The sequence below is a fragment of the Streptomyces sp. NPDC058295 genome (assembly GCF_042880655.1).
Taxonomy (GTDB): Bacteria; Actinomycetota; Actinomycetes; order Streptomycetales; family Streptomycetaceae; genus Streptomyces; species Streptomyces coriariae.
On the sequence record NZ_JBHVYO010000079.1, the window covers coordinates 1 to 26,791 of the forward strand.

27 protein-coding genes and 1 pseudogene are annotated in these 26,791 nt (G+C 67.6%); 17 read left to right on the plus strand and 11 right to left on the minus strand.

Translation table 11 applies throughout. The features are described from left to right. Window positions 1-2: 2 nt before the first annotated feature. Entirely contained in the window at window positions 3-629 is a 627-nt protein-coding gene (locus ACFVYS_RS41650; protein ID WP_389510814.1) for a hypothetical protein, read from the minus strand. A gap of 329 nt (window positions 630-958) precedes the next feature. Beyond that, window positions 959-1,132: a hypothetical protein gene (locus ACFVYS_RS41655; RefSeq protein WP_389510816.1), complete on the minus strand. Its 174-nt coding sequence runs from the start codon at window positions 1,130-1,132 to the stop codon at window positions 959-961. Window positions 1,133-1,460: 328 nt separating this feature from the next. Here ACFVYS_RS41655 and ACFVYS_RS41660 point away from each other — a divergent pair, with 328 nt between their 5' ends. Beyond that, on the plus strand, window positions 1,461-2,219 hold the full coding sequence (locus ACFVYS_RS41660) for a GntR family transcriptional regulator (protein ID WP_389510818.1): 759 nt from the start codon (window positions 1,461-1,463) through the stop codon (window positions 2,217-2,219). 104 nt (window positions 2,220-2,323) lie between these two features. Here ACFVYS_RS41660 and ACFVYS_RS41665 read toward each other — a convergent pair whose 3' ends face one another. Further along, window positions 2,324-2,638, minus strand: coding sequence for a hypothetical protein (locus ACFVYS_RS41665; protein WP_389510820.1), 315 nt, complete (start codon window positions 2,636-2,638; stop codon window positions 2,324-2,326). 164 nt (window positions 2,639-2,802) lie between these two features. Here ACFVYS_RS41665 and ACFVYS_RS41670 point away from each other — a divergent pair, with 164 nt between their 5' ends. The 6 genes from ACFVYS_RS41670 to ACFVYS_RS41695 all read left to right on the plus strand — a co-directional run bounded on the left by ACFVYS_RS41670 (window position 2,803) and on the right by ACFVYS_RS41695 (window position 11,045). Beyond that, window positions 2,803-4,491, plus strand: coding sequence for a multiprotein-bridging factor 1 family protein (locus ACFVYS_RS41670; protein WP_389510821.1), 1,689 nt, complete (start codon window positions 2,803-2,805; stop codon window positions 4,489-4,491). A 42-nt stretch (window positions 4,492-4,533) separates the two neighbouring features. Then, the gene (locus tag ACFVYS_RS41675; RefSeq protein ID WP_389510822.1) at window positions 4,534-5,517 is read left to right on the plus strand and encodes an asparaginase; all 984 of its coding nucleotides are present in this window, start codon (window positions 4,534-4,536) and stop codon (window positions 5,515-5,517) included. A gap of 27 nt (window positions 5,518-5,544) precedes the next feature. Then, window positions 5,545-6,006 (plus strand): PPC domain-containing DNA-binding protein, encoded by a 462-nt coding sequence (locus ACFVYS_RS41680; RefSeq protein WP_389510824.1) that lies wholly within the window; start codon window positions 5,545-5,547, stop codon window positions 6,004-6,006. Between the two features lie 60 nt (window positions 6,007-6,066). Continuing rightward, window positions 6,067-6,813, plus strand: coding sequence for a GNAT family N-acetyltransferase (locus ACFVYS_RS41685; RefSeq protein ID WP_389510825.1), 747 nt, complete (start codon window positions 6,067-6,069; stop codon window positions 6,811-6,813). Next, window positions 6,813-7,259 carry a GIY-YIG nuclease family protein gene (locus ACFVYS_RS41690; protein WP_389510827.1) on the plus strand — a complete coding sequence of 149 codons (447 nt, stop codon included), beginning with the start codon at window positions 6,813-6,815 and terminating at the stop codon, window positions 7,257-7,259. Before ACFVYS_RS41685 ends, ACFVYS_RS41690 begins: the two co-directional genes overlap by 1 nt. 1,185 nt (window positions 7,260-8,444) lie before the next feature. Then, window positions 8,445-11,045 (plus strand): hypothetical protein, encoded by a 2,601-nt coding sequence (locus ACFVYS_RS41695; protein WP_389510829.1) that lies wholly within the window; start codon window positions 8,445-8,447, stop codon window positions 11,043-11,045. 862 nt (window positions 11,046-11,907) lie between these two features. On the opposite strand, the gene ACFVYS_RS41700 is transcribed toward ACFVYS_RS41695, so the two are convergent. After that, a complete protein-coding gene (locus ACFVYS_RS41700) occupies window positions 11,908-12,165 on the minus strand; it encodes a hypothetical protein (protein WP_389510831.1) in 258 nt (85 codons plus the stop codon). 1,465 nt (window positions 12,166-13,630) lie between these two features. Here ACFVYS_RS41700 and ACFVYS_RS41705 point away from each other — a divergent pair. The 5 genes from ACFVYS_RS41705 (at window position 13,631) to ACFVYS_RS41725 (ending at window position 16,718) form a co-directional block, all read left to right on the plus strand. Continuing rightward, complete coding sequence (locus tag ACFVYS_RS41705) at window positions 13,631-14,104, plus strand: hypothetical protein (RefSeq protein ID WP_389510833.1); 474 nt, start codon at window positions 13,631-13,633, stop codon at window positions 14,102-14,104. A gap of 495 nt (window positions 14,105-14,599) precedes the next feature. Continuing rightward, on the plus strand, window positions 14,600-15,028 hold the full coding sequence (locus tag ACFVYS_RS41710; RefSeq protein ID WP_389510835.1) for a hypothetical protein: 429 nt from the start codon (window positions 14,600-14,602) through the stop codon (window positions 15,026-15,028). A 235-nt stretch (window positions 15,029-15,263) separates the two neighbouring features. Further along, on the plus strand, window positions 15,264-15,944 hold the full coding sequence (locus ACFVYS_RS41715) for an adenylate/guanylate cyclase domain-containing protein (RefSeq protein WP_389510837.1): 681 nt from the start codon (window positions 15,264-15,266) through the stop codon (window positions 15,942-15,944). Continuing rightward, window positions 15,941-16,441, plus strand: coding sequence for a Pycsar system effector family protein (locus tag ACFVYS_RS41720; protein ID WP_389510839.1), 501 nt, complete (start codon window positions 15,941-15,943; stop codon window positions 16,439-16,441). Before ACFVYS_RS41715 ends, ACFVYS_RS41720 begins: the two co-directional genes overlap by 4 nt. 142 nt (window positions 16,442-16,583) lie before the next feature. Continuing rightward, complete coding sequence (locus ACFVYS_RS41725) at window positions 16,584-16,718, plus strand: hypothetical protein (protein WP_389510841.1); 135 nt, start codon at window positions 16,584-16,586, stop codon at window positions 16,716-16,718. Window positions 16,719-17,281: 563 nt separating this feature from the next. Here ACFVYS_RS41725 and ACFVYS_RS41730 read toward each other — a convergent pair. From ACFVYS_RS41730 to ACFVYS_RS41755, 6 genes and pseudogenes are all read right to left on the minus strand, one after another. Beyond that, the gene (locus ACFVYS_RS41730; protein WP_389510843.1) at window positions 17,282-17,941 is read right to left on the minus strand and encodes a hypothetical protein; all 660 of its coding nucleotides are present in this window, start codon (window positions 17,939-17,941) and stop codon (window positions 17,282-17,284) included. Next, window positions 17,938-20,055 carry a hypothetical protein gene (locus tag ACFVYS_RS41735; protein ID WP_389510845.1) on the minus strand — a complete coding sequence of 706 codons (2,118 nt, stop codon included), beginning with the start codon at window positions 20,053-20,055 and terminating at the stop codon, window positions 17,938-17,940. Before ACFVYS_RS41735 ends, ACFVYS_RS41730 begins: the two co-directional genes overlap by 4 nt. Before the next feature lie 192 nt (window positions 20,056-20,247). After that, on the minus strand, window positions 20,248-21,045 hold the full coding sequence (locus ACFVYS_RS41740; RefSeq protein WP_181647149.1) for a hypothetical protein: 798 nt from the start codon (window positions 21,043-21,045) through the stop codon (window positions 20,248-20,250). A gap of 102 nt (window positions 21,046-21,147) precedes the next feature. Beyond that, window positions 21,148-21,786: a Crp/Fnr family transcriptional regulator gene (locus ACFVYS_RS41745; protein WP_389510847.1), complete on the minus strand. Its 639-nt coding sequence runs from the start codon at window positions 21,784-21,786 to the stop codon at window positions 21,148-21,150. 60 nt (window positions 21,787-21,846) lie between these two features. After that, on the minus strand, window positions 21,847-22,371 hold the full coding sequence (locus ACFVYS_RS41750; RefSeq protein WP_181647148.1) for a Pycsar system effector family protein: 525 nt from the start codon (window positions 22,369-22,371) through the stop codon (window positions 21,847-21,849). Between the two features lie 153 nt (window positions 22,372-22,524). Continuing rightward, window positions 22,525-22,659: pseudogene (locus ACFVYS_RS41755) on the minus strand (TerD family protein); the annotation flags it as partial. Window positions 22,660-23,970: 1,311 nt separating this feature from the next. On the opposite strand from ACFVYS_RS41755, the gene ACFVYS_RS41760 reads away from it, so the two are divergent. Both ACFVYS_RS41760 and ACFVYS_RS41765 read left to right on the plus strand, forming a co-directional pair. After that, on the plus strand, window positions 23,971-24,204 hold the full coding sequence (locus ACFVYS_RS41760) for a hypothetical protein (protein WP_389510853.1): 234 nt from the start codon (window positions 23,971-23,973) through the stop codon (window positions 24,202-24,204). Then, window positions 24,204-24,476 (plus strand): hypothetical protein, encoded by a 273-nt coding sequence (locus tag ACFVYS_RS41765; protein WP_389510849.1) that lies wholly within the window; start codon window positions 24,204-24,206, stop codon window positions 24,474-24,476. Before ACFVYS_RS41760 ends, ACFVYS_RS41765 begins: the two co-directional genes overlap by 1 nt. A 36-nt stretch (window positions 24,477-24,512) precedes the next feature. On the opposite strand, the gene ACFVYS_RS41770 is transcribed toward ACFVYS_RS41765, so the two are convergent. Beyond that, window positions 24,513-24,671 carry a hypothetical protein gene (locus ACFVYS_RS41770; RefSeq protein ID WP_389510851.1) on the minus strand — a complete coding sequence of 53 codons (159 nt, stop codon included), beginning with the start codon at window positions 24,669-24,671 and terminating at the stop codon, window positions 24,513-24,515. Window positions 24,672-24,744: 73 nt separating this feature from the next. Here ACFVYS_RS41770 and ACFVYS_RS41775 point away from each other — a divergent pair, with 73 nt between their 5' ends. The 3 genes from ACFVYS_RS41775 to ACFVYS_RS41785 all read left to right on the plus strand — a co-directional run bounded on the left by ACFVYS_RS41775 (window position 24,745) and on the right by ACFVYS_RS41785 (window position 26,719). Then, a complete protein-coding gene (locus tag ACFVYS_RS41775; protein ID WP_389510855.1) occupies window positions 24,745-24,903 on the plus strand; it encodes a GNAT family N-acetyltransferase in 159 nt (52 codons plus the stop codon). Between the two features lie 1,055 nt (window positions 24,904-25,958). Beyond that, window positions 25,959-26,411, plus strand: a complete 453-nt coding sequence (locus ACFVYS_RS41780; protein WP_362276144.1) for a MarR family transcriptional regulator — start codon at window positions 25,959-25,961, stop codon at window positions 26,409-26,411. A gap of 50 nt (window positions 26,412-26,461) precedes the next feature. Next, complete coding sequence (locus ACFVYS_RS41785; RefSeq protein WP_389510857.1) at window positions 26,462-26,719, plus strand: replication initiation protein, RepL2; 258 nt, start codon at window positions 26,462-26,464, stop codon at window positions 26,717-26,719. The last annotated feature ends 72 nt before the right edge of the window (window positions 26,720-26,791 follow it).

A 26,791-nucleotide genomic window follows, 5' to 3' on the forward strand; every position in this document is an offset into this window, starting at 1 on the left:
GGTCAGGCGCCTGACGTAGCCGGGTTGCTCTGCGCGTATCGCCTCCCCAGCTCCCGCTGCCGCTGCTCGTACGCTTCAACATCCCTCGGCTTCAGCGGGACCGCAGGGCTCTCCGTCCGGGCATCACCAGCGGGCACCGCCCGGCGCTCCTCGTCGGCGGCTGCCACACGGAACAGCACCGCCTCCCAATCAGCCACGCGACCAGCCGGCGTGCGCTCCGTACGGCCCCGCAGGGTCCGGTCGGTCTGCAGACTGAACGCCTTGGGCAGCACAGTGGTCTTGCGGCGGTGGCCGGTCTCCGCGTGGCCGTCCTCCAGGCGCGCCTGCCACTTCTTCACCGTCACGTCGACGGTGACCAGACGGTTGCTGCCTAAGCGGCAGCGGACGGCCGCGTCCTTGCCCGCACGGCCGGTGTCGTGCGGCACGACCTTGGGCTTCTTGGTCTGGAGGCCGGTGATCGGCACCCACGTCTTGCAGTCGGGGCAGATCAGCGACACACAAGTCGGGCGCAGGTCGTACTGGTGAGGCTTGAGGGTGGAGATGACGAGCGCCGGGCGGGCGTTGACGGTGCGGGAGCGGGTCCGGCTCCGGCGGGGGCGGGCGGTGCGCTCAAGGGTCGAAGCAGACATCTGGACTCCTCACGGACGGAGTGGCAGGGAGCGCGTCGCGATGCTCTCTCTCCCCTCCGGGCCGCACGGCACGAGGCCGGCGTCCCGTAGGACAGACAGCGCACAGCGCTGCGACGTGCACACAGTCGTCGCGGCCGTCAGGCTCCGGAGGAGTTCGATGGTGCTCTCGCGCCCTCAGCGAGCTGAGGACTACCCCGGCCGCCCCGAAGGGCGGACGACTTCCTGCGGTGTTGCAAGGGGACCGACGTTCCGGCTCCCTCATCCGGCGCCGCCCGCGGGGGCGGTTTCGGGTGGGGGAGCCGGGTCCGTGAAGACCCGGCGGGAGAAGGTCAGGCAGCGACCGTCAGGGGCGCGGCTGCTGGCCGTGCGATATGCAGCTGCGCGGCGTACGGAAGGAGGAGGTCGACCAGGCGCTCGCGGGCCAGGGTGCCGGCCTCGTACAGGTCGAGCGGCGTACCGAACGCCACGTCCAAGTCGATGTCGCCGAACTCCGGGAGCTCCACCTCGAGCGCGTCGAGAAGCGCGAGGTCTGGCGGTCGAAGGACTCGGTGGCGAGGCTGGCGGCGGGACGGCGGGTGACATTCACGGGGTGGAGCTCCTCTCGAAGGGGTGTGACCTGCCAGTTCAGTCGAGTAGGGCAGCGCGAGGTGATCAGACGGTCTCCGTAGGTGTCCCGTCCTGCGCTGACCCAGTGAAGCAAATCTCTTTAAAGAGGTCAATAGTTCTCCATAGAGATGCTGTGAGATCCTTGCACCGGCGCGCGAGCGTGGCTTTGCTCTTTGCCCGGCCCGTACGATCAGCTCTATAGAGAGAAAGAGCCTGGGGAGATAGATGAGCCGCGAGTCCAGCACAGACCAGCCCAAGTACCTGCGCATCGCCGCAGAGCTGCGGGCGAGCCTGGAACGCGGTGACTACGCCCCTGGCGACCGGCTGCCAGGCGAGAACACGCTCGCCGCTGACTTCGGTGTGGCATCCCTGACCATGCGCCAAGCTCTCGGTCTATTGCGAGGCGAAGGCCTGGTGGGGTCCCGCAAGGGGTCGGGCTGGTATGTCGAGGACTTCCGCCCCATTCGCCGTCGTGGCATTCCCCGGCTGGCGCGTGACCAGTGGGGAAGCGGCAAGACGATCTGGTCCGCCGACGATGGCCGCTCGCCAGACGTTGACCAGGTCACGGTTACCGAAGGAGCGGTCGCACCTCAGCACATTGCTGAGGTGCTCGACCTCGCGGAGAACGAGACCGTCTGCGTACGCAGCCGTCGATACGTCATGGAGGGCCGGCCCGTTATGCTCGCGGCGTCCTACCTCCCACAGATTTTGGTCGCTGGATCGGCAATCACTGAGGCCAATCCGGGTCCAGGCGGAATCTACGCCCGGCTTGCAGACCTCGGGCACGCGCCTACTCGGTTCCGGGAGGAGATCCGGGTGCGTATGCCGTCCGGGGAAGAGGTGGCGCGGCTGTCCATTCCAGCTGACCGGTCCGTCATCAAGTTGGCTCGCACCGCCCTGGATGCTGACGGACGGGCCGTTGAAGTCAACGAAATGACCATGGACTCCGCCGCGTACGTGCTCGACTACGAGTTCGACGCCTGATGAACCTACTTCGCGACCCGGGCGTTGTGAATTGCTACTCCCGCACAGGGAGCCAACCCGCAGTGCCCGGCGCGCACGAAGCCGATCGCAAGAGGCCACGCGTCTCACCGGTCCCCCCGGCGAGACGGCCTCAGCAGTGCCTTGAAGATCAAGCCTGTCACGCTAGTGCTGGCCACGGTGGTAACGATGTCGCGGATCACCACCAGCAGAACCAGCACGACCAATCCGCCGGTCAGAATGACCGTGACGCGTATGACCACCGTACCGCGGACGTGTCCGCGCGGCCGGGTTCCTGCCATGGCTCTCGAGCAGGTGCAGTCATGTGTCGACCTCACGCCGGTGGGCGTGAGATCGATGTTGCGGCCATGCGCGTCGGCCACACGGTGCCCCCTGTCGTGGGCATGACGGATCTCGTTCATCTCGCCCTCCTAGAGCCGAAGTTGGGGATCGATCCCGGCTGGGGAAGCCGGTACTCCAGGTGTAGGCGTGATCTTGGGTGACTTCTACGGTTGCCCTGTATCCGTAGGGCGGATACAGGGACTTGGATACATAGAGGGGGCTCAACGTGGGCCAGAGGCCGAAGGTGCTGACGCCGGACCAGTCTCCCCAGCACCGCCTTGGCTACATCATCCGACAGCTGCGTGAGGCGCGTGGACTGTCCATGCGGGAATTCGCCGCGAGGACGTTCGTTTCGCACTCCAAGGTGCAACGTTGGGAGAACGGGGCCCGCCCACCTCAGGACCGGGGTGAGGCGGAGCTCATCGACCGAACACTTGGTGCTGGTGGGTTTCTGATCGAGCTGTGGCAGGAGATCAACCGGGGCGTACCGGAGCCCACCCATGTATCCGGTTCGGCGCCCCATGTATCCGATACACCGATGAGCCTGGCCACGGCCCTTTCACACACGGCACCGTCAGACAGTGAGGGGATCTTCGTCCCTGCACGTCTCGACGATGGAACGGTGGTGCTCGTGGCACTCGATCGACGCGCGCTGTTGCGCGCCGGGGTGGGGGTCGGTGCAGGTGCGGTTGCCGGCATGGAGATGCCAACAGCTTCAGCAATCAGCGCCGCCGAAGATCCCTTCGGGTTAGCGAGGACCGCCAGCGAAAACTGGCCGGGCCTTCAACTGTCCCGCCCCACCCCTGACTTCGGAGTCGACTGGCACGCCCTCATTCCAGGGGGCCGTTCCATGCTCGGCTCCCAACTCTCGCTCCAGGTCCACCCCGCCCGCATCGAGGGGAGCCGAGTGATCGTGTCTGTCCCCGACCAGCGGCGGGCTGAGGAATTCCTGACGCGGCCGAATCGCAGCCTGTTGGTCGGGGCCGTCAACGCCGAGGGAGTCTCACGGTTCTACGCTCTGGACGGCCGATCGGCCCGCAGCAAGCTCGCGAAGAACGGCGGCGTGTACGAACTCGCCGCACCCACGGCTTACGAACTGGATGACCTCACCTACGGCATCTTGTGGGCCGTCAGCAACTACGACGACGCGCTGCAGGCCGATGATCAGCCTCTTGCCGAGACCCGCAGCGATCTCAAGGCCTACGAGCGGCTGTCTTCCTCCGCGGTCAGCCGAGAAGCTGCACCCGGGTTGAACACGGTCGCCCACATGTGGCTCGGCTCAGACTTCTGCGCTCGCCACATCCTCCGGGCGCTGCCGGATCTGCCTGCGCTGCCCGCGTTCTGGACGAGGGAACAGCGCGGTGAGGAGGCCAGCGCCTGGCTGATCTTCGATCACAAGTACCCGTACCTGCGGGAAACCACGAAGGCGCTCGGCAACACAAGCACCCGGGCGTTCTGCATCCCGGAGGAGGTGGTCCGCTCGTCTCCGAGGTACGAGCGGATCCTGCTGTTTCTGGCCGTGGCGTTGATGGAGTCGCTCGGGATCCACGCGCAGTTCACGTCCGATCCCGCGTACGAAAGCGTTGAGGGTTTCGTGGTCTCGCCCGACAAGGAAGCGGTGATCGCGAACTGGGTGAGGGGCGACGGCATGTGGCACGTCGACGTGACCGCCCGGTCCTCGGTCGTCCGCGAGTTCACGATCGCGGCCCGCGACGTCGACGCGGACTCACTCACCGCGGCGCCGACGGCTGCCGGACGGCTGCGTGCTCTGGCGCAGTACCTCGATCTGCCGTGGTCCTGGTTGATCCAGCGTTGCGGCCAGCTCGCCCGGTACGGATCGTCCGGGCTGATCCAGTCCCGCAGCCGGCTGGTCTCCGCGGCTGGCATCGACGCCGCTTGCGCGTACGTGGCCTCTCTTCCGGCCGATCACTGATCCCGCACCATCATCTGCCTGTTCACGAAGGGGAAAGAGGCCATGGCCGACAACGCCCGACGCGTCGCAGTGATCTCGCTCGGCGGCACGATCGCGATGACCGCGCAGCCCGTCGGCGGCGCGACGCCGACGCTGTCGGTCGACGACCTGATCGCCGCGGTACCGGGGCTCGCTGACACCGGCTTCCATGTGGAGGTACGTGACTTCCGCCGTCTGCCCGGCGCGTCTCTGTCCTTCTCCGACCTGTTCGAGCTCGCCGCGACGATCGAGTCGCTCGCGGTCGACGGCGTGGTCGTCACCCAGGGGACGGACACGATCGAGGAGACGGCGTACCTGCTGGATCTCGTCACCACGGGCGACATGCCGATCGTGGTCACTGGCGCCATGCGCAACGCGAGCATGGCGGGAGCGGACGGTCCCGCGAACGTGCTGGCCGCGATCCGCACCGCGGCCAGCACCGAAGCACGGGGCACCGGCTGTGTGGTGGTGTTCGGGGAGGAGATCCACGCTGCCCGCTGGGTCCGCAAGACCCACGCCACGAGCCCCACCGCCTTCACCTCGTACCCCGGTCCGATCGGCTACGTCGCGGAAGACCGCGTACGCATTCTGGCCCGCCCCGACGCGGCCCCGAGGATTGCTTCCCCGAGCGCCACCGATCCCGCCGTCCGCACCACCGTCTTCACGGTCGGGATCGGAGACGACGGGACGCTCCTCCAGGTCCTCGGTGACCACGTCGACGGCCTGGTCGTCGCTGCGTTCGGGGCCGGCCATGTCCCGATGGCCTGCGTGGACGCCCTTACCGACCTCACAAAGCGCATGCCGGTCATCCTGGCCACCCGCACCGGATCCGGCCCCGTACTGCGGCAGACCTACGGCTTCCCCGGCTCCGAGTCGGACCTGCTCGCCCGCGGGCTGATCTCCGGCAGCACGCTGGACCCGGTCAAGGCGCGCATTCTGCTTCAGCTACTACTGATGACCGGCGCCGACAGGGACCAGATCAACCAGGCCTTCAGCACCCTCTCGTAACCGACCCAACAGCCCCGGGATCCCATCTTGCGCAGCTACGAACTCACCACCGGCCGGACCTTCGGCGTGACCTTCGACCACGGCGACGACTTCTTTCCCACCCTCGCCGACTTCTGCCGCCAGAACGACGTGCGGCACGGCTACATCCCCATGTTCATCGCCGGCTTCGCTGAGGCAGAGATCGTCGGCGCCTGCGAGAAGCTCGAGAACCCCGAGGCCCCCGTCTGGAGCAAGGTCCACCTGACCGGAGTGGAAGCGATGGGGTGCGGAACACTCGCGTACGACGCTGAGACCGACACGGTCCTGCCGCACATCCACACCTCGCTGGGGGAAAGGGCGCGCTCGGCCACCGGCCACACGAGCCATCTGCTCAGCGCCCAAGTGCAGTTCCTTGTCGAGATGCTCGTAGTCGAAGTCACCGCCCCGGTGATGACCCGTCCCAAGAACCCGGACCTCTATGACGTGCCGCTGCTGACCTTTGACGCTTGATACGCCACACCCACAGTCCTAGGACTGTGGTTCACTGGATCCGAAGTGAGGGGGAAACGCATGGCGCCGAAGTGGCAAGAACTCGCGGACAGGCTTGCCGTACAGATCCGCCGCGGCGACTTCGCGCCCGGCCAGCATCTGCCTCACATCCGGGAACTCGTGGCGGCCGGCGAGGGCTCGAAGGCCACAGTCCACGCGGCCTATAAGGCTCTCGAAGCAAAAGGGCTCGTCACGTCGTCGCGCGGCCACGGCACCATCGTCCGTCCACACAAGCCGATTCGCCTTGTTGGCAAGCGGGTTGTCCTGCGTGATTTCACCCGCGAGGACGTCGACGATGTCCTGGCGATCATCGGCGATGACGCTGTCACGACGTGGCTCAGCTTCGACAGCCGCGACGGTGTTCAGGCCGTGACCATGATCGAAGGCACGATGGAGCGCGCTACGCAGAAGCCCCGGACCGAGTTCTATCTCGGGGTGACCAAGCGCGACGACGACCGCGTGATCGGATTCGCTCGGATCGGGCTCAGCGGTGTCCAAGCCGGGAAGTTGGGCTATGCCATCGCGGCGAAAGAGTGGGGCCACGGCTATGCCACAGACGCAGCCCGCACTCTGATCACGTACGCGTTTAAGGAGCTCCGGCTCCACAGGGTCTCTGCCGCGATCGGTCCGGACAACGCCGCCTCGATCGCTGTCGTGCAGCAGCTCGGGTTCGTCCGCGAGGGCGTGCTGCGTGATCACGTGTTCACCAACGGGCAGTGGCGCGACAGCGTGCTGTTCTCCGTCCTCGTACACGAGTGGAGGCCCTAGTGACGCTGCGGCCGGAGCGCGTATACCTGATCGGATCTCCAGACTCGCCGTTGGTGAAGATCGGTTGGAGCGACGACCTCGAGCGTCGGCTCCGTGACCTTCCGTCGGGGTCACCCGTCCCCCTGCGGTTGCTCGCTGTCTACGAAGGCGGCCACTACATCGAAGCTGAGCTGCACCATCGCTTCGCTGACAAGCGTGTACGCGGCGAGTGGTTCGATCTCGGTCCCGATCCTGTGGCAGTTGTCGCCCCCTTTGTGAAGGTGGCACAGGTGGGCGAAGCGGAGCTGGCAGGGCTGCGACAGCCGAAGCACACACTTCAGATCGACCACCTCCCGTTCTCCGAGGTGTTCAGTTGGTTCCCCGATGACCCTCCGGGCGCCTACGAACGTCTGGACCGCGAATGCCCCACCTGGAAGCAGGCCGGGAGGTGCCTGTGCGACGAGTAACGCCTAAGCAGAACGCCTGGGCTGCTCACCTGCCCCCGGGCGACACCGCATCCGGTTCGGCGCCCGTTTCACGGGTGGCTGGCCGCTGGCACTTCCCGCTGGGTGGGCCGCTTGAGCAGGTAGCTTCCCGCCCTGCGGGATTCGCGGGGGTGTTTGTGCAAGTCCGCTTGGATTCCGGGCCGATTCCTGTTCGGATCTTGGGCACGTACCGCGTGATCAGTGCAGTTGATCCTCATGAGTTTCGAATCCACCAGGGAGGTGTCGTGTCATGACAAGTCGTCAGCGATCGTCCGGCTCTGCGACACGTCAACTCCTGGTGTCCGTATCGGAGGGACGGGGGAGTATCGTGTCTCCGAGCTTGATCAAAAGAAAATGGCCCCCACGACCTTCAGCAAGTCGAGGGGGCGGGCCGAAGGACTTTGTGGAAGGAGTCCGACGGCCTTGCCGAGCACCCGTACAGAGCGAATCCCAGGTGATCGACATGCATCAGGGTACCCGTACCCTGCCCCAGTCACACAACACCCCGCCGTGGTGCCAGCAGCGCGTGAGCGACCGCTGGCCCTTCGGCGGGGCGTTTGTGCTGCACACAGCCGTCTGCCCCTCGGTTGAGGGGAGCGGCATGAGCTAAGTCGAGGGGCGGCTTAGCCGCCCGGGACATCCAGCTCCCAGGTGATTCGCACTCACCTCGGCTGACGCCCCATCTGCCACCGGAGGGTTTCGCAAGCCCTCCGAAGGATTGCTTGACCGGTTCGCACCCGGTCAAGCGGTCGATCTTGGTTCTGCAACGAACCCAAAGCACCCGTACGGGGCTTCGTCATGCCCACTCCTGAATGAAGGGAGCGGTGTCATTCTGCACGACCGCTCGGGCTTTCGCCAGCCCACACATGGCCGTTTCGCCCCTATTTACTCCTCCGCGACGCCCCAGCTTGACCGATTTCACAGCCCGATTCGCCCGGTACGTCACGCTGTTCGGGACGGCTTTGCGATCTCGCGCACGTTCGATGTCACACGGGACTCGATCTCGACACCCATAGAAGGTGTGCACCTCTCTGTCCCGGCTCCCGTCGCACCCGCGTCCGGATCCGTCGTCCACAGGCTTGCTGCCACTCGCTGGATTCTGTCCACAGGTGACCTGGTCCATGGTCGCCAGATGGATCATGTTCTGACGTCTTTCCGGGTGGTCCGGTGAGCGCCGTGGCGGCGTCGGCCGGTGTGCTTCCGCTCTCTCGTGCGGAGTTCGCCGGCGGGGCGTCGCGGCGTCGGCTGCGGTCGGTCCCGGCGCAGGCCGGTCCGGTTGGTTCGCTGGAGCTGGGCAACCCGCTCCAGCTGTCGAAGACGATGCGGGCCCGGCTGCTCGCCGCGGTGCGTGCGCTGGTGTCGTCTCCAGCGCTGGCCGGTGCGTCGGACGGCGCGCGGCTGGCGTCGGTGGTGCTGACGGCGAAGGCGAAGGTCCGCGACGACTACCAGGCGTCGATCTGGGCGGCGGAGATCGGTCGGTGGCTGGGGGTTTCCCAGTCGATGGTCGCGCACACCGTGCTGCCCGAGCTGCGCGCTGCGGGGTTCCTCGGCTCGAACGTCGTGACCAACAGCTTCGGGCACGCGACGGGGCTGGAGTGCTGGGTGATCCCGATGTACCGGGCGCAGAAGGCCGGCGACCGGCGGCACGCGCTGGCGCTGTCCCGCTCGGAGCTGGCGGTGCTGCTGAGCCTGTGCGAGGTGCTGTTCGGTCCGGGGTGGGCGCCGAAGGACAAGGCACCGGTCCCGGCCGGGCTGCTCGCCGGGCGTACGGGCCGGGGGGCTGCAACGGACCGGCTCGGACTGCTGCTGATGGTGCTGACGACGGGTTCAGTGGGCTGGCTGCAACTGTGCCCCGGGTCGGTGGACACCAGGCGGGGGCGTCCGGCAGCGACGGTTGCGCGGCTGCTGGGCTGCACGGCGGCGGCCGGGGCGAAGGTGCTCAAGCGCCTCCAGGAGCACGGCGTCGCCGACGTGGTGCGCCAGGAGACCGGCTCGGGTCTGCACGCGCGGTCGCGGGTGCGCCTGGTGCCGGTCGCCGCGGCCCACGGCGTGGCCGTGCGGGAGGCCCGCCGGGCGGCGAAGGCCGTGTTTTCAGACCTCGCCGGTACTGCATCCGGAGATCTAGAGTCCGGCGAGACGGGCAAGGCCCTTGTGACGACTGGGATCAAGGGTTCCGGACAGGACAAGATCGGCGGATCGACAGACCTCGCCGCAACTGCACAGCACCACGCTCTCCACGCTTCTGCCGCTACTCCTGGTGGTTCTCTCGCGCTCTCTGATTGCTTTTCCGGCGAAGGCCGTGGGGGTGAAGGCCGTCGGCCGGAGCCCGTGTGCATGCGCGAGAACCAGGCCGACGACAGCGAGACCGACGTTGCCAAGTCGGCGCCGCCACTAGCCGAGGCTGGCCCGCTGCGCGGGGAAAAGCCGAAAGGGGCCCCGGTCGATGAGCGTGATGGGCAGCGTGCTGCCTGGGCTGTGGCCGATAGCCGGCCAGAGGCCGTGGGGTGGAAAGCGGCGCAGCAGCAGCGGAGGGTGGGCCTTCCGGCTGATCTTGGCCTGCGGGTGGCTCTGGGGCCGGTCTGCGGGCTGTGGGAGCGGTTGTCCGGCTGGCAGCAGGATCAGGTTGAGGCGGCCGCGAAGGCGGAGGTGTGGCGGCTGGCGGGCATGCTGGAGCAGCCGGAGGCGGCGGCTCGGCTGCTGGCCAGCCGGCTCACCGACCGGTTGGAGGAGACCGGCGGCGAGGCCCTGGTCGACCGCCCATACCCGTGGCTGATCCGGCGAGGTCTGGTGCAGCGTCAGGCGTGCTCGGACCGCCGGTGCGATGACGGGATCCGGCTGGACACCGGCGGGGAGTGCGGGAACTGCGGCAACGTGCTCCAGATCCGGCGTGCCCGGCGGGCGAAGATCGCGGCACAGGTCGACCGGGAGCTGCCCGGTCTGGCCGATGGTGAGCGCCGCCGGGTCCTCGAGGAGCGGCTGCGCGAGCAGGCGGCCATCGAGGCGGAGGACCTCGTGTGGCGGCGTGAGAAGGCCCGAGCGGAGCAGGCCCGCCGCGATGCCGCCCGAGCGGCTGCTCAGGATCGAGCAGAGCGCGAACATGAGGCCGCGGCCGTCGCCGACGCGGTGCGCCAGCCCCTGCCGTGCGAGGACTGCGGGCAGGACCGGGCGGCCGGGCTGTGCGAGGCGTGCGACCACCGCCGTCAGACCGAGACCCTGATCGGTGAGGCCGGTCTCATCGCGGCGGCCTGGTCCGGCGACCTGACCGACCCGGGCAGCGTCGCGGCCGCCGCCACCGAGGCCCGGACGGCCATCGGCAACAGCATCGCCACCGCATGGCAGGAGTTCCTGCAGATCACCGACGTGGCCGCCCTGAAGGCCAATCCCGAGGCAGCTGAGGACGCGTACGCGTTCGCCGCGTTCCAGACCGCACAGCAGGCCATCCAGGAGTACCAGGACAACGCCCTGGCGACGCTGGGCCGGACCGAGGCGGCCGAAGCTGAGGCGCGGCGGGCGTACAAGGCTGAGCAGGGCCGCCCCTGGTTCCAACACAACCCGAAGGGCGCGGACGCCGTCGCCGCCGCGACGAAGGCCGCCGACGCGGCCCGGGAGCGCACCGCGCAGTACCTGCTGGCGACGCGGCTGGAGCAGCTGCGCGAGCGGGCTGCGGCCCGCACCGCCCCGGCCGCGTCCGCGCCGTGGACGGACCGGCTCGCCGGGTTCGCCGCGCGTTCGCTGGACGGCGGAACGGCCGGGGCGGTGATCACGTGAGCACCGAGCTGAGCGGGGTCGACCTCGCGCGCCAGGGCGGCCCGATGCGTACCCACACCAAGTCACCCTGCTGAGGCAGGGATTCGAGAAAGGCAAACGGGTTGCGGGCCAGCCCGAAGACCTCTTGTCCCAGCAGGTCCCGGCCTCCGGAACACCCCGCGTTGGCGGGGAGGGCACTGGATGACGTACGCGGGGCTTGTCGTCTGGCGGAACACCCCCGCGTCGGCGAGGAGGACGGTTCGAAGATGAAGCTGGCGCCGAAGCAGACCGGAACACCCCGCGTTGGCGGGGAGGACGGCCACGATGGCGCCGTCAGCGCCCAGCCGCACGCCGGGGCGGTGCTGATGCGCGCGAGGGCGACGTCTACCTTGCCGCCGGCAAGGTCGGAGCACCCCCACGTCGGCCGGGAGACGAGCTACAGCGCCTAGGGCGATGCCCCGCCACGGAGCACCCCGTGGCCGCCGGGGCGCCGTATGGGGCGCGTCGGCGGCCGCCGTCGTGATGGCGGCCGGTCTTTGGCCGCCTGCGGGGGAGACGGGCACAGCGGCTGCTGAGCCAGTCCGGGGACGGGTCCTCCCCGCCGACGCGGGAGTGTTCCGCCGTCCAGCGTCATGCAGCCCGGCAGGATGCTGTCCTCCCCGCCGACGCGGCCGCTTGCATCGGCAGGGAGGACCATGCGCCGTACTCCTCCGTCATGTCCTCGTTCGGAGCACCCCCGCGACGGCGGGGAGGACGCAAGCCGCTCCCGTTGTGGCGACGGGGGCCGCGGAACACCCCCACGTCGGTGGGGAGGATGCGTGGATCTCCTTGAGTACCTACTCCGCCACCGGAACACCCCCGCGACGCGTGGAGGGCGGGGCGCCTATTTGTTGTTCTTCTCTTCCAACCACTCCACGTAGTTGTGCGAGGCGTTGCTGCCCTGTTTGCCGGGCGAGATTTTCAAGACAGCCTTGTCGTTCTCGGGGTTCCCGCTGAGGTACGCCTCGGTCAGGACGTACGGCAGTCCGTCAACCCGGAACCGGATACTGCCATCGGGATAGGCGCTGACACGGACCCTACGGCCATCGGGGAGCTCGATCGGATCGGCAACGAAGTGCGCCCTGAGGGGCTGATCAGCCATACACACTCCACGTCATACTGGCTCGAGTTGGAAGCGCACAGAATAGGCTCAGCGTCGCCTACATGAGGAGCGGTTCGACAACCGTCACGGCGTGTGACAGCGAATCAGAGAAAGGCGCGAGCTTCCCGGCCTGCGGGCGCTGCCGCAGATGGCTGCCCAGCCACCACCCGCACCCGTGCCGAGCAACAGGCCGTCAGCTGAGCGCTGAGCAGTGAGGACATTCCCGACCCTCAGCGCTCACGAGCGTCCGTCCCCGTCCCCGTCCCTGCCCAATGACGAACACCCCGCGTCGGCGGGGAGGACAGCCTCATGTCCGTTTCCGGCTCGCAGAACATCGAAGCACCCCCGCGACGGCGGGGAGGACGTGGTGCCCGACACGACGTCGGCGAAAGTGTCTGGAGCACCCCCGCGTCGGCAGGGAAGACCGCTGTACCCGGCTCAGCACGATACGTCCTGGCGGAACACCCCCGCGTCGGCGAGGAGGACGCCGCGCTGCTCGACGGTACGGCGCTGAACGTTGGAACACCCCCGCGTCGGCGGGGAGGACCCCATCCTGTACCAGCCCGGGCGCACGATCCCGAATCCCCGCGTCGGCGGGGAGGACCGGTACGCCGACGGATTCGAGCAGACCGTCGACGGAGCACCCCCGCGTCGGTCGGGAGGACGACGACCCCGGCGTCCCCTGCCGCTGGTGCGACGGCACACCCCCACGTCGGTAGGGAGGACTTCGTACCGACGAACCCGTACTTCTTCTTCCACGGAGCACCCCCGCGTCGGCGGGGAAGACGACGGCGGTGCGCGGACGCCTACAATGCCCAGCGAAGCACCCCCGCGTCGGCGGGGAAGACGACGGCACCACCCCGGGCGGTGACGGCCAGTACGGCACACCCCCGCGTCGGCGCGGGAGGACGGCGAGCACGCGTACGAGACAGACACCAAGATCGGCACACCCCCGCGTCGGCGGGGAAGACGCCACCGGCCGCACGGCCGGACTCGCCCTGGGCGGAGCACCCCCGCGTCGGCGGGGAAGACCCGGGCTTCAGGACGATCGGCTGCGCCGGGACCGGAGCACCCCCGCGTCGGCGGGGAAGACTTCGTGAACTTGTCCACCGTCTCGTCCCGGGGCGGAGCCCCCCCCCCGCGTCGGCGGGGAAGACGCGCGGCGCCCCCACAGTGCCGCCCGTCTCTTCGGAGCACCCCCGCGTCAGCGGGGAAGACCCCATGCGCACCGTCGCGATGATGATCTGCTTCGGAGTACCCCCGCGTCGGCGGGGAAGACCGCTGCCCCCAGGGACAGCGGCTGTTCGAGAGCGGAGCACCCCCGCGTCGGCGGGGAAGACCCTCCGAAGCCCAGGCGTTCGTCGCTCACCGGACGGTGCACCCGTTCATCGAGGCGGAGAAGCGTGCACCCAGCCCTCCTGCCCGCTCCCGCAGATACCACTCCGGCACCGTTTCGAGCTCGAATTTGCGACCAGCGGCCCAGCTGACCCTGTCCGGACCGAGGGAAACTGCCCCCGAGGTCTGGAGCACCACCTCGACGCCGGCGCCGTTCGACGTCATCGCCTCCGCGACCCTCTCCGTGAAGGTCCCCGCCAACTACCACGGGTACGAGGGCCGCAGCCACTCCCTCTGGTACGCCGACGCACAGACGGAAGACCAGTACCAGTGGTTCGAGACCGCCTTCATGGACACCCCGCTGCGGGCTACTACCAGAACCATGGAGCCCTTCGCGCTCGACCCTCACCATGAATCACGCGCTGCCGTCAGCCCGGGGATGATGATGCACCAGGTGGCCTGGCCCTTCATCCCGCTCGTCATCGGAGACCTGGACGAGCTCATCAGCCGGTGGGCCGACTGGCTCGCTCAGGCGGCGACCGGCCGACTCGCCCACCCCAGCCGCATGCCCGAACGCGACCCTCAAGGCTCCTGGAGGCGTTGACCACATCGGGGCTGCCGAACGGCGGCCCCGGATCCGAGCGCGGGGGGCGGACGGCTAGACGGAAAGGGTGCCGCACGTCCTATCGCACAGCTGGCTCGTTGGACCGGGCATGACGACGACTACGACACGGCCCCGCGGCCCGCCCCCGAAGGCAGAGGGCGCCATCCCGGCGACAGTCCGCTTCGATTCGGGCGAGTCCCGGGAGTCGACCGGTGGATTCTGGACCTGCGGGAACAGACGGCGTCTGCTGGGACAAGGCCGAAGTGATCCGGATGGGCGGGTGGTTCCTGGTACGGACGACGTCAAACTGTTCACGAACGACGCCGTAAAACTCGATGCTGTCTACCTCTACGCCGACCTGCTTGGCTCCACAAACTGGCCCGCGATTTCGAGTGGGAGACGGCTGGCAAGGTGATACGCGCCTCGCTTCGTACAGCGTCTACGATTATTAAGAGTTATGGCGGAGAGATCCGCAGTTATGACGGTGACCGCGTCATGGCCATCTTCATTGACGGCGCTAAGAATACCCAGGCAGCCGAGTGCGCCCTCAAGATCAATTATGCGATACGAAAGATCGTCGAGCCAGCGCTCTACACGGAATTTCCACAATTGGAGCAGGATGGGTTCGATGTATGCATGAGTGTAGGCATCGCATCCGGAGACGCGTTCATCACTCGGGCCGGAGTCCGCGGCAGCAGCGACCTCGTCTCGATTGGGCGAGCGCCGAACATCGCAGCCAAACTGAGCGATATCCGCGAGGAGCCGTACTACCGGATCTACATCACCGACAGCGTCTACTATTCGCTTCTCGATGGCTCGAAGTACGACGACCACGGCAAAGACATGTGGAGCCCTTATGTGACGGACGTCGGAGGCGAGCGGATGACCACCTATCGGACCGCTTATTGGTGGGGTACCGGGTGAAGAGTCGGCCGTCCGAGGATCAGCCGTTGCGCGAGAGCGCCACTACCTCACCTGAGCGCCGTCGTCCGGTCAAGGAGCGCCCCGTCGGGGCGCCGTCTCAGCGCAGTCCCCGTTCGAGCAGCAGCGCACCTCGCGCCGTCTCGCTGTCGGTGGGGCCTGCTAGGTTGCGCTCGCCAGTACGAAGATTGGGGGCTTTATGGGTCTAGCTGATGACATCAGTGCGGCCGTTACGAGCGTGGTGTGTTCCGACTGGGATATCCGGAAGGGCACCGTCGTGCCGGCAACGGGCGACGTGAAACTGAGCAACGGAGCCGTGGAGGTCGACGCGGTCTACCTCTATGCGGACCTGGCCGACTCCACAGGCCTGGCACGGGACTTCACTCGCACTACCGCCGCGAAGGTCATCCGGGCCTACCTGGACGCCACCTGCCGTGTCATCAAGGCACGCGGCGGGCAGATCCGTAGCTTCGATGGTGACCGCGTCATGGCCGTCTTCATGGGCGACACCAAGAACAGTGACGCCGCGAAGTGTGGTCTGCAGATCCACCACGTGGTCGACAAGATCGTGCGTCCCAAGGTAGAGGCGAACCTGTCGTCGATCACCACAAAGGGCTTCGAGATCAAACACTGTGTCGGTATCGACTCAGGAACCGCACTGATCGTGCGCGGTGGCGTCCGAGGCCACAACGACTTGGTCTCGATCGGCCGGGCCCCCAACGTGGCAGCCAAGCTCAGTGATGTCCGCAATGGTCAGTACCGGACCTACATCACCGAGCCGGTCTTTAAAAAACTGCTCGACCCGTCGAAGTACGGTCCAGCCCCGGACAAGAAGCTGATGTGGGGCGGCCCGTTCACCAGGGACGTCGGCGGCGAGAAGATTACTGTCTACAGGTCGAATTGGACGTGGAAACCGTGAGCACCGACCAGGCTAAGGAGACCGCGTGGCGGATCCACGAAGCCATCGGCGAGTGGACATGGCGAGTGGATGCCAAGGCGTCTTTCGCCCTGACCCTGGAATCGGCCGCACTCGCCGGCATCGTCGCTCTGTCCGACAACGGGCACCGGTTCTCCCGGCTCCACGGCTATGGTGCTCGTGTCCCTCTGTGGGCAGGAGCCGTGCTGATCCTGGCCGGTGCTGTCCTGGCCGCCCTCGTGGTCGTGCCCAGGCTACGGAAGGTCAAACTCCTGAAGAACGAGGCACCCGATAATTTCATCTATTTTGGGCACCTTCAGTATTGGGATCCCGCCACGCTTGCGCAGAAGTTGGCACAGGAGGACACCCTGCCCATTCTGAGCAACCAGCTCGTGAATATGAGCAAGATCGCGTGGCGTAAGCACCGCTTCGTGCAACTCTCGTTCCTGCTCGCAGCAGTTGGTGGAGTTTTGGTCTTCATTGCCGGGCTGGCAGCCTGATTGACCGCCACCTCAACGGGGGGGGGGCGACCACCGGAATCCCGGCGGTCGCCTCTTTGAATACCTCACGACCGTCCGCTGGGATGCACTCACCCGGACTGCCGCACTCGAATACCGTGAGCTGACAGGAGATCATCCGGTCGTGCCGACCCGCACCATGACGGTGCCCCGCAACGACCTCGAGGCCGGCAGCCTCTACCTGCGCGACAGCGACCACGAGCTGCACCTCCTGCGCCCGTTCCTGGTCGGCCGGGACTGTCCTACGTGCCGGCTGTGATCCACCTTCCACGTGGACCGGGCTCCCAAGGGCAAGGTCATTCTCAAGAGCCTGGAGCACGGACACGTCGTCGAAGACGCCTCTCCGGCACTGCGGGCCAGCTTGGAGCATGTACAGCTGCTGTGACACACCCGGGACGGCGTAGTCCTCACGTTGTGTCGCCGGCCCCGGAGTGTCCGGCAGCTCACCCGCCGCCTGTGTGGCTCGAGTTCCTTGCGAAAGCAGCGTGAAGGCCGGCCGGGAGGAGGCGGATCCGAGCGCGTACTCAGCGCGGTCCGTCCTCTGGCTGCCCCGTCGGGTCGGCAAGGGATGGGCGGGCTGGGTCAGGTGTGTCGGACAGGACGGGGCCAGCGTGGTGTCCGTAAAGTCGGTAGACCATTTCGTCGGGTGCGTGCAGCATGCGGGCTTGCCGCCAGGCCGTGTCGTAGGAGAGTGGTGTCTTGCTTCGCCGTTGCAGGAGCAGGGCGTGCAGGCTGGTGAGGGGGGAGAGCACGGCTCTCCAAAGGACAAGCTTCACGGTGAAAGTCCTTGCTCGCCACGTGCCAAGGGCCGTGTGATGGACGTCAGTTGGCGTGTGCCTGCGCTGCGGGTGGGCTTCCGCCGTTGAGTGCGGCGACGGAGTTGAGCAGGGCGAGCATGGCCCGCTGCTGCTTGTCGGCATCGCTGAAGCCGTCGCCGAGCTGTTCCCACTGCTCCAGCAGCGGATACCACCACTGGTCACAGCCTTTGATCGTGCGGGCCAGGCGTTGCAGCGCGGCAGTCTCCTCGTCCGGGAGGCGTCCGGGATGGCGTTCGAGACGGTCGAGCACGACGAGGCCGGGGTGGTCGTAAAGGTGTGTCTTGAGGAATTGCAGGCGCCGGACGCGTTCGGTGTCCGCTGTGCGCTGCGCGAGGCGTTCCCGGGACTCCGGCGACAGACGCAACACCACCTGGGCTGCCAGGATCCGATAGTGGCGGTTGCTCTCGTGCGGAGCGCCCAAAGCTGCGTTCAGGGCGTCCTGGGCAGCGGACAGGTCGGCTGCGTCCCAGCGTGCCGCCGTCGCGGCGGCCTTCTGGTGGACGTCGGCGCGGACGAGGTCGTCGAGGTTGGTGCGCAGGCGCAGTGTGGGACGCCAGCGCAGCGTGTAGACCGCTTCGAACGGGATGCCGGGGGTCGCGCTGGCCAGCAGCCGTGGCAGCGGGCAGGTGGTGGTGCGTTCCGCCCGCTGCCAGGGCCACCTCATGCCGGATCCTTCGGGAGAGAGAACACCGGCTGCAGACGGTGGTCGACCAGGTGCTGGTAGAAGTCCTCGCCGGCGTTGACGCCCTGGGGCGTGGTGACGTCGGCCAGAGCCTTCATCAGCTCCATGCCGGCGTGGAACATGTTGTGACCGCGCAGGGCAGGCAGGAGCTGGTCGCGCAGGCGGCCGTAGGAGGCGGGGTCGGGCGCGCACGTACGGATCCATCCGGTGAGGTACGGGATGGCCTCGGCCGTCGTGTCCGGACTGCTGAGAAGGTCCTGCAAGGCCCGCTGGACGTCGATGTCCGGCGCGCGGTCGGACATGAGCCAGGGCATGCCGTCGTCCTGGACGGGCATCAGGGCCAGAAAGGCCAGGCTCCCGCTCTTCGTGGATGCCTGGGACTCCTGCCAGTCGCGGACTTCGGCCACCAGCCGGGCGGTACCCGTGGGCCGGCCGGCCAGTTCTTCGAAGGCCTTGAGAACGTCACGGCGCAGGTCCGGCTCGCCGGTGGTGTGGGCGATGCGCCGCAGCCGCACCATGGCCCTCTTCGCCGTTGACGCGTTGGCGGCGTCGTCGTGCAGGACGCGGCGGCAGGTGGAGATGACGATGGGCGCGTAGGGCCTCTGCTCGGCCCAGCGGTACAGAACGTCCCAGGCCAGGCGTCCGACGTGTTCGTCGTGGACGGCCACGTCCAGGACGGCGCTGAGCAGGTCGGGGTGGGATTCGCGGGCGATGGCGCCCAGGGTGGTGAGGTGAGCGGTCGTGCCGTGGCGCAGGACGAGGGCGGACAGTGCGGCAACCGAGAGATCGGCTGCGCTGTCGCCGGCGGCGCTCTGCACGAGCCAGGCAAGCATCGCCTCGCGCATGGCCTCGTAGTTGTCCCAGACATACTCGAGGATGGCCCGGCCGTAGGCGGGCCGGTCGAAGAGCACCGTGTCCTGGGAGCCGACAGCCGCGCCGACGTCCTGGATGCGGCGGCGCAGCCCGCGGCCGGCGAAGGAACTCTGAGCGGGGGAGAGGCTCGGCTTGGTGCCCGCGTCCTTCGGGACGAGAGCTTGGTGCAGGGCGCGTGCGGTGCTGGCCACAGTCGGCAGGGGAGCCGACTGGCGCACCGCCAGGGCCAGCAGCAGGCAGCGGTCCTCCAGCGTGAGGGAGCCCTTGGCCTTGTCGTGAGTGGTCGCCACCTCGCCGAAGAGCCCGTCGAGGTGATCCCTCCAATCCGACAGCGCTGCGGTGATGCGGTCTTCCAGGCTGAGATCGGGGTCGGCCGGTGCAGACCGGGGGAGAGCCGCTGAGGTACGGGCGTCTTGCAGGCGCCTGTGCTCCTGCCACGTCATGACGATGGTGTTCGCGGCGCGCACGGCCGCCATAGCGTGCAGCCCCCGCAGAGAGGCCACGGCTTTCGGGAAGGAGCGAAGATCGGCGACGAGCGGCGCATGCCCAGTCGCGGTCAGACGGGTTTCCACCACCCGCAGGGCATCCGGAGGCTCGCTGAGATACACGACCTGCACACCCTTGCGGGTTGTCAGCCGATCGTCCCACAGCTCCTGGGCGACCGTCAGCACGAGGTAGGAACGGGCATCCCCGAGGTAGTCGGCGAAGGTGCTGAGGGCATCGAGGAAATCCGCCGACGGCCGGTCGCGCTCGGGATCCTTCAGGTCCAGCTGGTAAGCGTGCTCCTCCTCCAACGGCAGCCGCCCCTGGCTTGGCGCATTCCAGTCCCCGTCCAGTTTGAACAGCGTGCTCGTACTGTCGGTGTGCTCGGCCAGAAGCCGCAACGCGAAGGTCGTGGCGCCGAAAGAACGGGGCGCCACCACAATCACCACACGCTGCCGAGGCCGCGGCGCCTCCGGCGCGAGTGCCTGCTGCCAGGCATCTGCCCACTGCCCCTCGCAGACAAAGGGCCGGCTCAGGACCTCTCCGCGATCGACCCGCACACCCTCCAGCAGGTCCAACTTGCGCGTTTGCCTGACGAACTTGTTGATGCTGCCGGCGACCACGTCAACCTTGCCGTACAGATGAGTAGCGGCGCCGTTGGTGAGGAGTACATCCGGCACGGCATCGGCCTGTCCCGCACCCGCGTGTGGGCCTTCCAACGCGGAGCCCTGCGGCAGCACGCCGCTCGGGGAAGAGCCCTCCGGCCGGTCCACTTGCCGCCGCCACGGCGGCCGCCAGCCGCCTGATCCATTCGGCTCCAGCTCACCGGGCTGGGGGGTGGTTGAATGATCGGGCCCTAACGGCCCGAAACCCTGTTCTGACATGCACTGCCTCGTCTGTGATGGGGGAGCGGCGGACGCTGAGTGTGAGCGTCAGCGCCCAGGACTGTTGTGGTAGTAGGTGCCGACGCTGCCGATGACGTTGGTGTCTTTCATGGACCCCAGGAACTGCATCGTGGTCCCGCCCCCTGCCGGGGCCGGCGGCGCATCAGCTGTGACCGCGTCGGCGGCCGGGGGCAGTTCGGTGACGTAGCCCTGCAGCGTCTCGGCCGCCATCCCCGGGACATGGAGCCGGCAGGGCTGCTCGAAACTCTTGCCCTCGACACGCGCGACAGCCGTCAGGAAATGCGTCTGCTGCAGGTGCGCCGTGCGCCCAGCGTTCACGGTGCGGTCGAACACCGGTCCGGACAGGACGGCCGCGACGTAGGCCCCGTGCTTCGTCGCCGCGGTCATGGCCTGCCGCACTGCCTGGCTGTCGACCAGCCGGCAGGCCTCGTTGATGGCGTCGCCCCGGTGATCAGGCAAAGAGAGGGGACCGACGTGGACGCTGACGCGGACCCAGATCGCAGATCCGCCGCGCAGCCGCGACTGGTCGTAGCGAGACAGAGCCGCGTTCAGGTGGCCGAGCAGCGGGTCCACCAGCCGTGCAGTGTCACGCGCTGGCACCACGCAGATGGCGCCGTCGCCGGTGTCCCGGTAAGCGCCCTCCCGCGACCGGGGGTCGTCGAGCTCGCTCTGCGGGAAGACCGTGTTGAGGATGATGTCATCCAGGTCGGCACGGATCGGAGCCATCTTTGCTTCGGGAAGCTGGCTGTAGTTCCTCATGTCGACGACCAGGAGCGCATGCTCCGGGGGTACATCGAGACTGTCCGCAAGGACAGAAGCGTCCATGGAAGCCGGGCCTTTCAGTCATGGCGGTCACAACAGGTGCCATGCTGATTTAGGCCTTCTGCGAGTGGTGCCCAGGAATGGGCACCACGGTGATGCGGTGCGTCACGTTTCGGCGCGGACGTGCCGTCGGATGGCCGCGATGTCGCGCACGACAAGCCCCCCGCCGGGGGTCGTGTCCAGCCAGCCCTGCTCGCGCCACGGCCTGAGAGCGGTGCCGACAGCGTTGCGGGAGGCACCGATCATCTGAGAAAGCTCGGTCTGTGTGAGACGGACCGACAGCTCGCGTGCTGTTGCTGAGGAGAGGTCCGCCAGGCGGGTCAGGGCCGAGGCCAGCCTGGCAGGAACCGACGCCGTGGCCAGCTCGAGCCGCACCGACTCCGCCTCACGTACGCGGGCGATGGCATGCCGCAGCAACGGCGCCAGTAAGTCGTACTTGTCCACGAAAGCAAGGAAGTCCGCGGCCGGGATGATGTGTACCACGCAGGTCTCCGCAGCAATGACCGACGCTGAGCGGGGCTGCGAGTCCAGCACCGCCAGCTCACCCAGCAGTTCACCGGCCCCCCGCACGGCCAGCAGCGTCCGTTCCCCGCTCTGGCCCGTCAGTGTCACGAGCGTGGAACCGGAATCCAGCAGGATCACATGCGTCCCGGGATCGCCCTGCCGTAACAGCACACTGCGCGCCGGCCGCGACCTCCGCGGTGCGAGATCACGCAACTGAGACCACAACTGCTCACCGATCACCGTGATATGCGGCTGATACACAGTCCCCCCAGGTGTGTTGCCCCTCACAACCGGATGGTCTCAACATGGCATGTAGGTGATCAACAGCCCAATTCCGGCCACCGCCAGGGCAACCACCACCAGATCCACCGCCAGACGGACCGCCCGGAACTTCCGCCGCGCCAGAACGGCCATCACCGACAACCGTTTCTCCGCCAGGTGCCGTTGGCGCGCACTGCTCATCTCGGCAAAGGACGCCACCAGTAACCCGGCGTCCGCTCCCCGCCGCAACCCGAGCAGTTCGTCAGGCGCACCGGCCGGGGGAAGAACCGGGCGCAGAGCCCACAAGGCAGCGCCTACCGCCGCCGTCAACAACAACGAGGTTGACAGCAGCGCCACCTGAATGCCGCTAGGGGCATTCACCCCGCACAACGTCGCCACGCCAGCCGTCAGAAGTCCCGCCGCAGCCCCGCACACAGCAGTGGCCTTGGCATCCGCTCGCTGCAGCTCGACGACCATGTCGGCAGCCATGGCCCGCAGCTGCAGCATTTGCTGCCCGTCGGCCCTCGCCACGTCACCGGCCCTGCGCCCCATGAGCACCCCCATGCGTCTCCAGGCGAAGCCAACCGCCGCATTGATGACTCGACTGTGCTCTTCTTTCTTGCCGGGCGGTGCCCACCAGCGGGCCCCGTGCGGGCGTTGTAGGTCACGCAAGAGCGAGCGCCGCCGCAGAGGGCACGGCGGGCATTGACTTCGCTGTCAGGGTTCGACGTTGATGCCGTAGTCCGCGGCCAGGCCGGCAAGCCCGGTGTCGTAGCCCTGGCCGACAGCACGTACTTTCCAACCCGAACCATGCCGGTAGATCTCCATGGCGATGGTGACGGTCTCGCCCGAGACGAACGGGGCAGGCGTGAAGGCGAGTGCGTGACCGGGCCGGTGCGCAGGGGTTCACCACCGTGCTGGGCGGGCGGTTGGGGCGGCCCTGGCTGGCCGAGGTCGAAGCGGCCGGCGGTCCGGGTGGGGATGCGGGTGGGGCCGGGCATGCTGCGCCGGCGGTGACGCGGCAGGAGCCCAGCACAGAGCGGCGGTGCCGCGGCGGGCCTGGCACGGGCGGGGGCTGACGCGGTGGCATGCGCAGCTGTTCGCCGAGGGCCTCGAGCACGCTCGCCGTCACGTGGAGCGTTCAGGGCATCTGGCGCTCGCGCACACCGGGCGCGGGGTCGTGGAGGGCTTCGACCTGGGGCGGTCACCTCATCACCCCACCGCTCGCTCCCGGGCTGTTGGATCCAGGACCGGCCTTCGGAGACGGGTCGTGGTCTCGGACATAGACGGTGACTCGCGCCCCGTTGACATGGGTTGTTCCGTACTCGCGGAAGTGGCGCCGCAGGGTGCTCGTTTTCGCTTCCTCCTGCGGGTTGGCCGGCGAGTGCGCACCCACCGCGCGGACCGCGACGATCCGGTTGAATTCCAGCAACTTTTGATTGCTTACCAACCCGGCCGAAGCGGCCGATCAAGGGGAATCGCTCGCGCGTATCTCAAGGATTTTTCGTCGTTCCAGTTTCTACGCGTAAGAACTCGCGCAAGACGGGTCAGCGCTCCCAAGTAAATAGAGGGCAGCGTCCGCTGTTCAGCGAGATTGTTCCATAGTCAATTAAAAGTGGCGCTGAGTGCACGGCTTTCTGCCGTTGATCACCGCTTGCTGAAAGGGACCGAGGCTCGGGCCGGCCGACGCGGCGTGCTCCCGCCGACGACGCAGGCCGATAACGTGGCTGAGGCTGGTGGGGGTGGCATCGAGGCACACGCGGACGCCGACGGCCAGCGCCGAACCGCGACGGACGATCAGCCAAGGACGGCAGCCGGTTTCGAGGCCGCCGCTGATGAAGATGAGGCCACAGGTCAAATCCTGTTCGCCCCATCAGTTCGAAGGCCCCTTGGCCCCTCCCGGTCGGGGGTCTTCGGCGTTCACGGCACCTTGTCCACAGAGGCGGACTGGGTCGGCCGATTCCTGCCGGAAGTGGGTCGACGGCAGACGGGACGGGAGCCCCGCCACGGCGCCGTGCCGCGCCTGCACCGGCTCAGGCAGCTCCCCCTACGAGCCCTTACTCGACCCAGAGCCGGCCTAGATTCCGCCGGAGCGGTCCCCGCCGGGTGCACCCGGCGATACCGTGGTGTTCAAGACGACTTTCCATGGCAGTGGAGGACCTGGTGAGCGAACAGCCGAACACCGCCGACACTGCCCGGCAGCAGCTTGAGCCCGCGGCCGCCGATGCCGTGCGCGCCTACGCGGCCAAGACGCGGGCCGACGCTGACCGGTTCGCCGCCGTCCTGGAAGACATCGCCGCCCACGGGCTGCCCGCGGTGGAGACCTGCATCCCGTGGGAGGAACTGCGCGAGGCCCACCTGGCCCGCCTCACCGGCCAGCGGCAGGCTGTCGCCTGATGACGCTGCCGCACGGCCCCCGCCGCGCCCGTATCGCCTTCTCCGGCGCAGCCGCCAAGCAGTTGGAGACCATCACCAGCGAGGCCGAACTCCATGCCCTGGACCGCGCCTTGGTCGTCCTCTCCGTCGATCCCGACATCGGTGATGCGATCCCCGGCGACACGGCCGGCCCCCGGCTGCGCCAGTACACCGACGAACTCGAGGCCGTGCGCATCCTGTACTTCGTGACCGCGCTGCGCACCGTCGTGGTCGTCGCGTACATCGAGGTGTAGGGCGCCCGCCTCTTCGAGACGACCTGGATCGCCCTCTCAGTACATGGTCAGCTGCTCGTGTTCGGGCAGATCGAGGTCCGTGATCCGTCCTCCGGGCATCACCGCGGCAAGCTCCCGGGCTTCTTCGGAGCTCCGTGCGAAGACGTGCAGGCGCGCTACTTCGGGTGAGGAGGCGACCAGGCTGGGGCAGGGCATTACGACTCCGTCTCGAGTGCCCTTGTCTGACCTGTCGCCAGCTTGGCCGGGTCGCGAGTAGAGCAGCGGGCAGATCGGCGCCCGCCTCGTGGCCGGCTTCATGACCTGGGCCAAGGAACAGCAGGCTCGACGCGTTGACGTCACCGCCTATGCGAGCAACCCCGACGCCATCAAGTTCTACGAGCGTCACGGGTTTGCCGCGAAGTCAGTGACCCTGGAAGCCCAGCTGTAACGATCCCCCGCCGCACAGGACAGCACAGGCCGGGCGTGGAAAGCGCCAGAGGCCCAGATGGGCCGGAGCGTCGATCACTCCGGCCCATCTGTCACAAGGTGTTCCTTCGTGCCCTGGCGACCGGGGCGGTCTCTGGTCAGTCGCCGGTACGGATCCCTTGCACCCGGGCCCCAGTCCCCGCCGCCGGGAACGCTGTGCGGAACACCGGAAGTCTGGCACTCCACCGTGGTGGCCGAGCTCTCTTCGTCGCCAAGTCTGTGGCGGGAGTCGTTGGTGGCGGCCGTCGAAGAAGTCGTCATTCGCCCAATTTAAGGACGAAGTGCGGCTCTCCGCGCCTACGGGTCGGTACATCCTCGGCCCCAGGGGGCCTCCGATGAACCGACGGGGCCCCTCAGCAGTCGGGCGGCTGCAACTTGCTGTGTGGTTGGCAGGGCAGCGTGGTTGGGGCCGGTGGGGGCTGACGGAGGCACACGTGGCGGGTGCTTCGCTGGCTGCAGCCGCATCGTTGCGTGCTTTCGTGGGCTGAGGATGAGGGGAGGAGCGAGGCACTTTGCCGACCAGTGGGAGTGGGTACGGATGTGAGCGCCCCGCAGGGAGGCGCTCAGCAATGCCGTGCGCGACTGCTTTCCAGGGCACGGTGTGTGCGGGGGACCGCCGCAGGTGACAGCGTGTCCTACTGCTAGAGAGAGCGCAGGCGTCGAGAGCACCCTGACCTGCAGAAACACCCTTCTCCATCCAGATCCGGCGATCTGGCACCCGGTCCCCACCATCGTGCACCCGGTTTCTGAGGGCAGGGCAGACAGCTCTTGGAGCCCTGGTGCCCATGTTCTGAGAACCGTGACCACGGCTACAGGATCTGGCCAGATGGACGTCAGGTTCATGAGCATGTGCTCTGTCCGGGCAGGGAGGTTGGAGGGAGGGATCAGTGTCAGGTTGAGCGACACGCCCTTGAGGCAGAGTTGATGAACTTCGTGCTCATGTACGTTAAGTTCATCTGGTCGGCCTGAGGGCCGTGGTTCATGTGCGCCGAGGCAATGCCCAGTACGGAGGGCGCGTTGGGAGCAGTACGCAGACTTGTTGATGCGGACACGGGCGAGGCGATCCCCTATGCGCCCTATGCCTTCTCCGGCGAGCACATCCAGGTCGACAAGGCGAGAGTCGCAGCGATCACCGAGAGCAAGGAATTCACTCCGAGCCAGAAGTTCCTGGTGCTGTGGTGGATCGGGATCTCCCCCCAGGGCATGGCGCCCTTGAGGGCGACCGGCGCGGACATCGCCAAGAAGGTCGGGATGACCGCCGATGCCGTCGGCAAGATCAACCGGAAACTGCTCAAGCGTCGCATCCTGATCGAGCGCGGCCGGATCGGCAACTACAGGCTCTACCGGATCAGCCCGTACATTGCCTTTCACGGGACCGGGATCGAGCAGCGGGAAGCGATCAAGACGTGCAACCCGCCGGACATCCCCGGCTTCGACAACACGTCCCCTTCGTGGTGGGAGGCCCAGTGAACAACGACGAGAAGCGAAAGCTCCTGGATATCCTCCACCGCACCGCCGGCATGACTGCCAACCAGCGCCTGGTCGTCATGCTGTACGCCATGCATCCCACTGACCGCGGCGGCGCCGTCGTTGAGACCGGTGCCAACCTCGCCCAGCTCGTCGGCATGTCCCCGACCGTGTTCTCCCGCACCCGGCGCCAGGTCGTGGAGGCCGGATGGCTCGAGGAATCGGAGCGGCTGGCGCACATCAGCTACTACCGGCTCAGCGAGAAGAGCACCGGCGAGGACGTTGTCGTCCCTCTGCGCCGCGCAACCTGAACAGTTCCAAGAACCAGAGCTCATGTACGTGAGGTCAATGAGTACCGCTCTCAGGAGCGGTACTCATTGACC

Excerpts from the sequence above, each read along its gene's own strand:
- ACFVYS_RS41665 (WP_389510820.1), bottom strand. The coding sequence starts at position 2,638 with ATGAACGAGATCCGTCATGCCCACGACAGGGGGCACCGTGTGGCCGAC.
- ACFVYS_RS41750 (WP_181647148.1), bottom strand. The coding sequence starts at position 22,371 with ATGGGGGTGCTCATGGGGCGCAGGGCCGGTGACGTGGCGAGGGCCGAC.
- ACFVYS_RS41785 (WP_389510857.1), top strand. The coding sequence starts at position 26,462 with ATGACTGCCAACCAGCGCCTGGTCGTCATGCTGTACGCCATGCATCCC.
- ACFVYS_RS41710 (WP_389510835.1), top strand. The coding sequence starts at position 14,600 with ATGGCCATCTTCATTGACGGCGCTAAGAATACCCAGGCAGCCGAGTGC.
- ACFVYS_RS41770 (WP_389510851.1), bottom strand. The coding sequence starts at position 24,671 with ATGCCCTGCCCCAGCCTGGTCGCCTCCTCACCCGAAGTAGCGCGCCTG.
- ACFVYS_RS41700 (WP_389510831.1), bottom strand. The coding sequence starts at position 12,165 with ATGGCTGATCAGCCCCTCAGGGCGCACTTCGTTGCCGATCCGATCGAG.
- ACFVYS_RS41765 (WP_389510849.1), top strand. The coding sequence starts at position 24,204 with ATGACGCTGCCGCACGGCCCCCGCCGCGCCCGTATCGCCTTCTCCGGC.
- ACFVYS_RS41740 (WP_181647149.1), bottom strand. The coding sequence starts at position 21,045 with ATGGACGCTTCTGTCCTTGCGGACAGTCTCGATGTACCCCCGGAGCAT.
- ACFVYS_RS41650 (WP_389510814.1), bottom strand. The coding sequence starts at position 629 with ATGTCTGCTTCGACCCTTGAGCGCACCGCCCGCCCCCGCCGGAGCCGG.
- ACFVYS_RS41685 (WP_389510825.1), top strand. The coding sequence starts at position 6,067 with ATGGCGCCGAAGTGGCAAGAACTCGCGGACAGGCTTGCCGTACAGATC.
- ACFVYS_RS41675 (WP_389510822.1), top strand. The coding sequence starts at position 4,534 with ATGGCCGACAACGCCCGACGCGTCGCAGTGATCTCGCTCGGCGGCACG.
- ACFVYS_RS41730 (WP_389510843.1), bottom strand. The coding sequence starts at position 17,941 with ATGAGGTGGCCCTGGCAGCGGGCGGAACGCACCACCACCTGCCCGCTG.
- ACFVYS_RS41660 (WP_389510818.1), top strand. The coding sequence starts at position 1,461 with ATGAGCCGCGAGTCCAGCACAGACCAGCCCAAGTACCTGCGCATCGCC.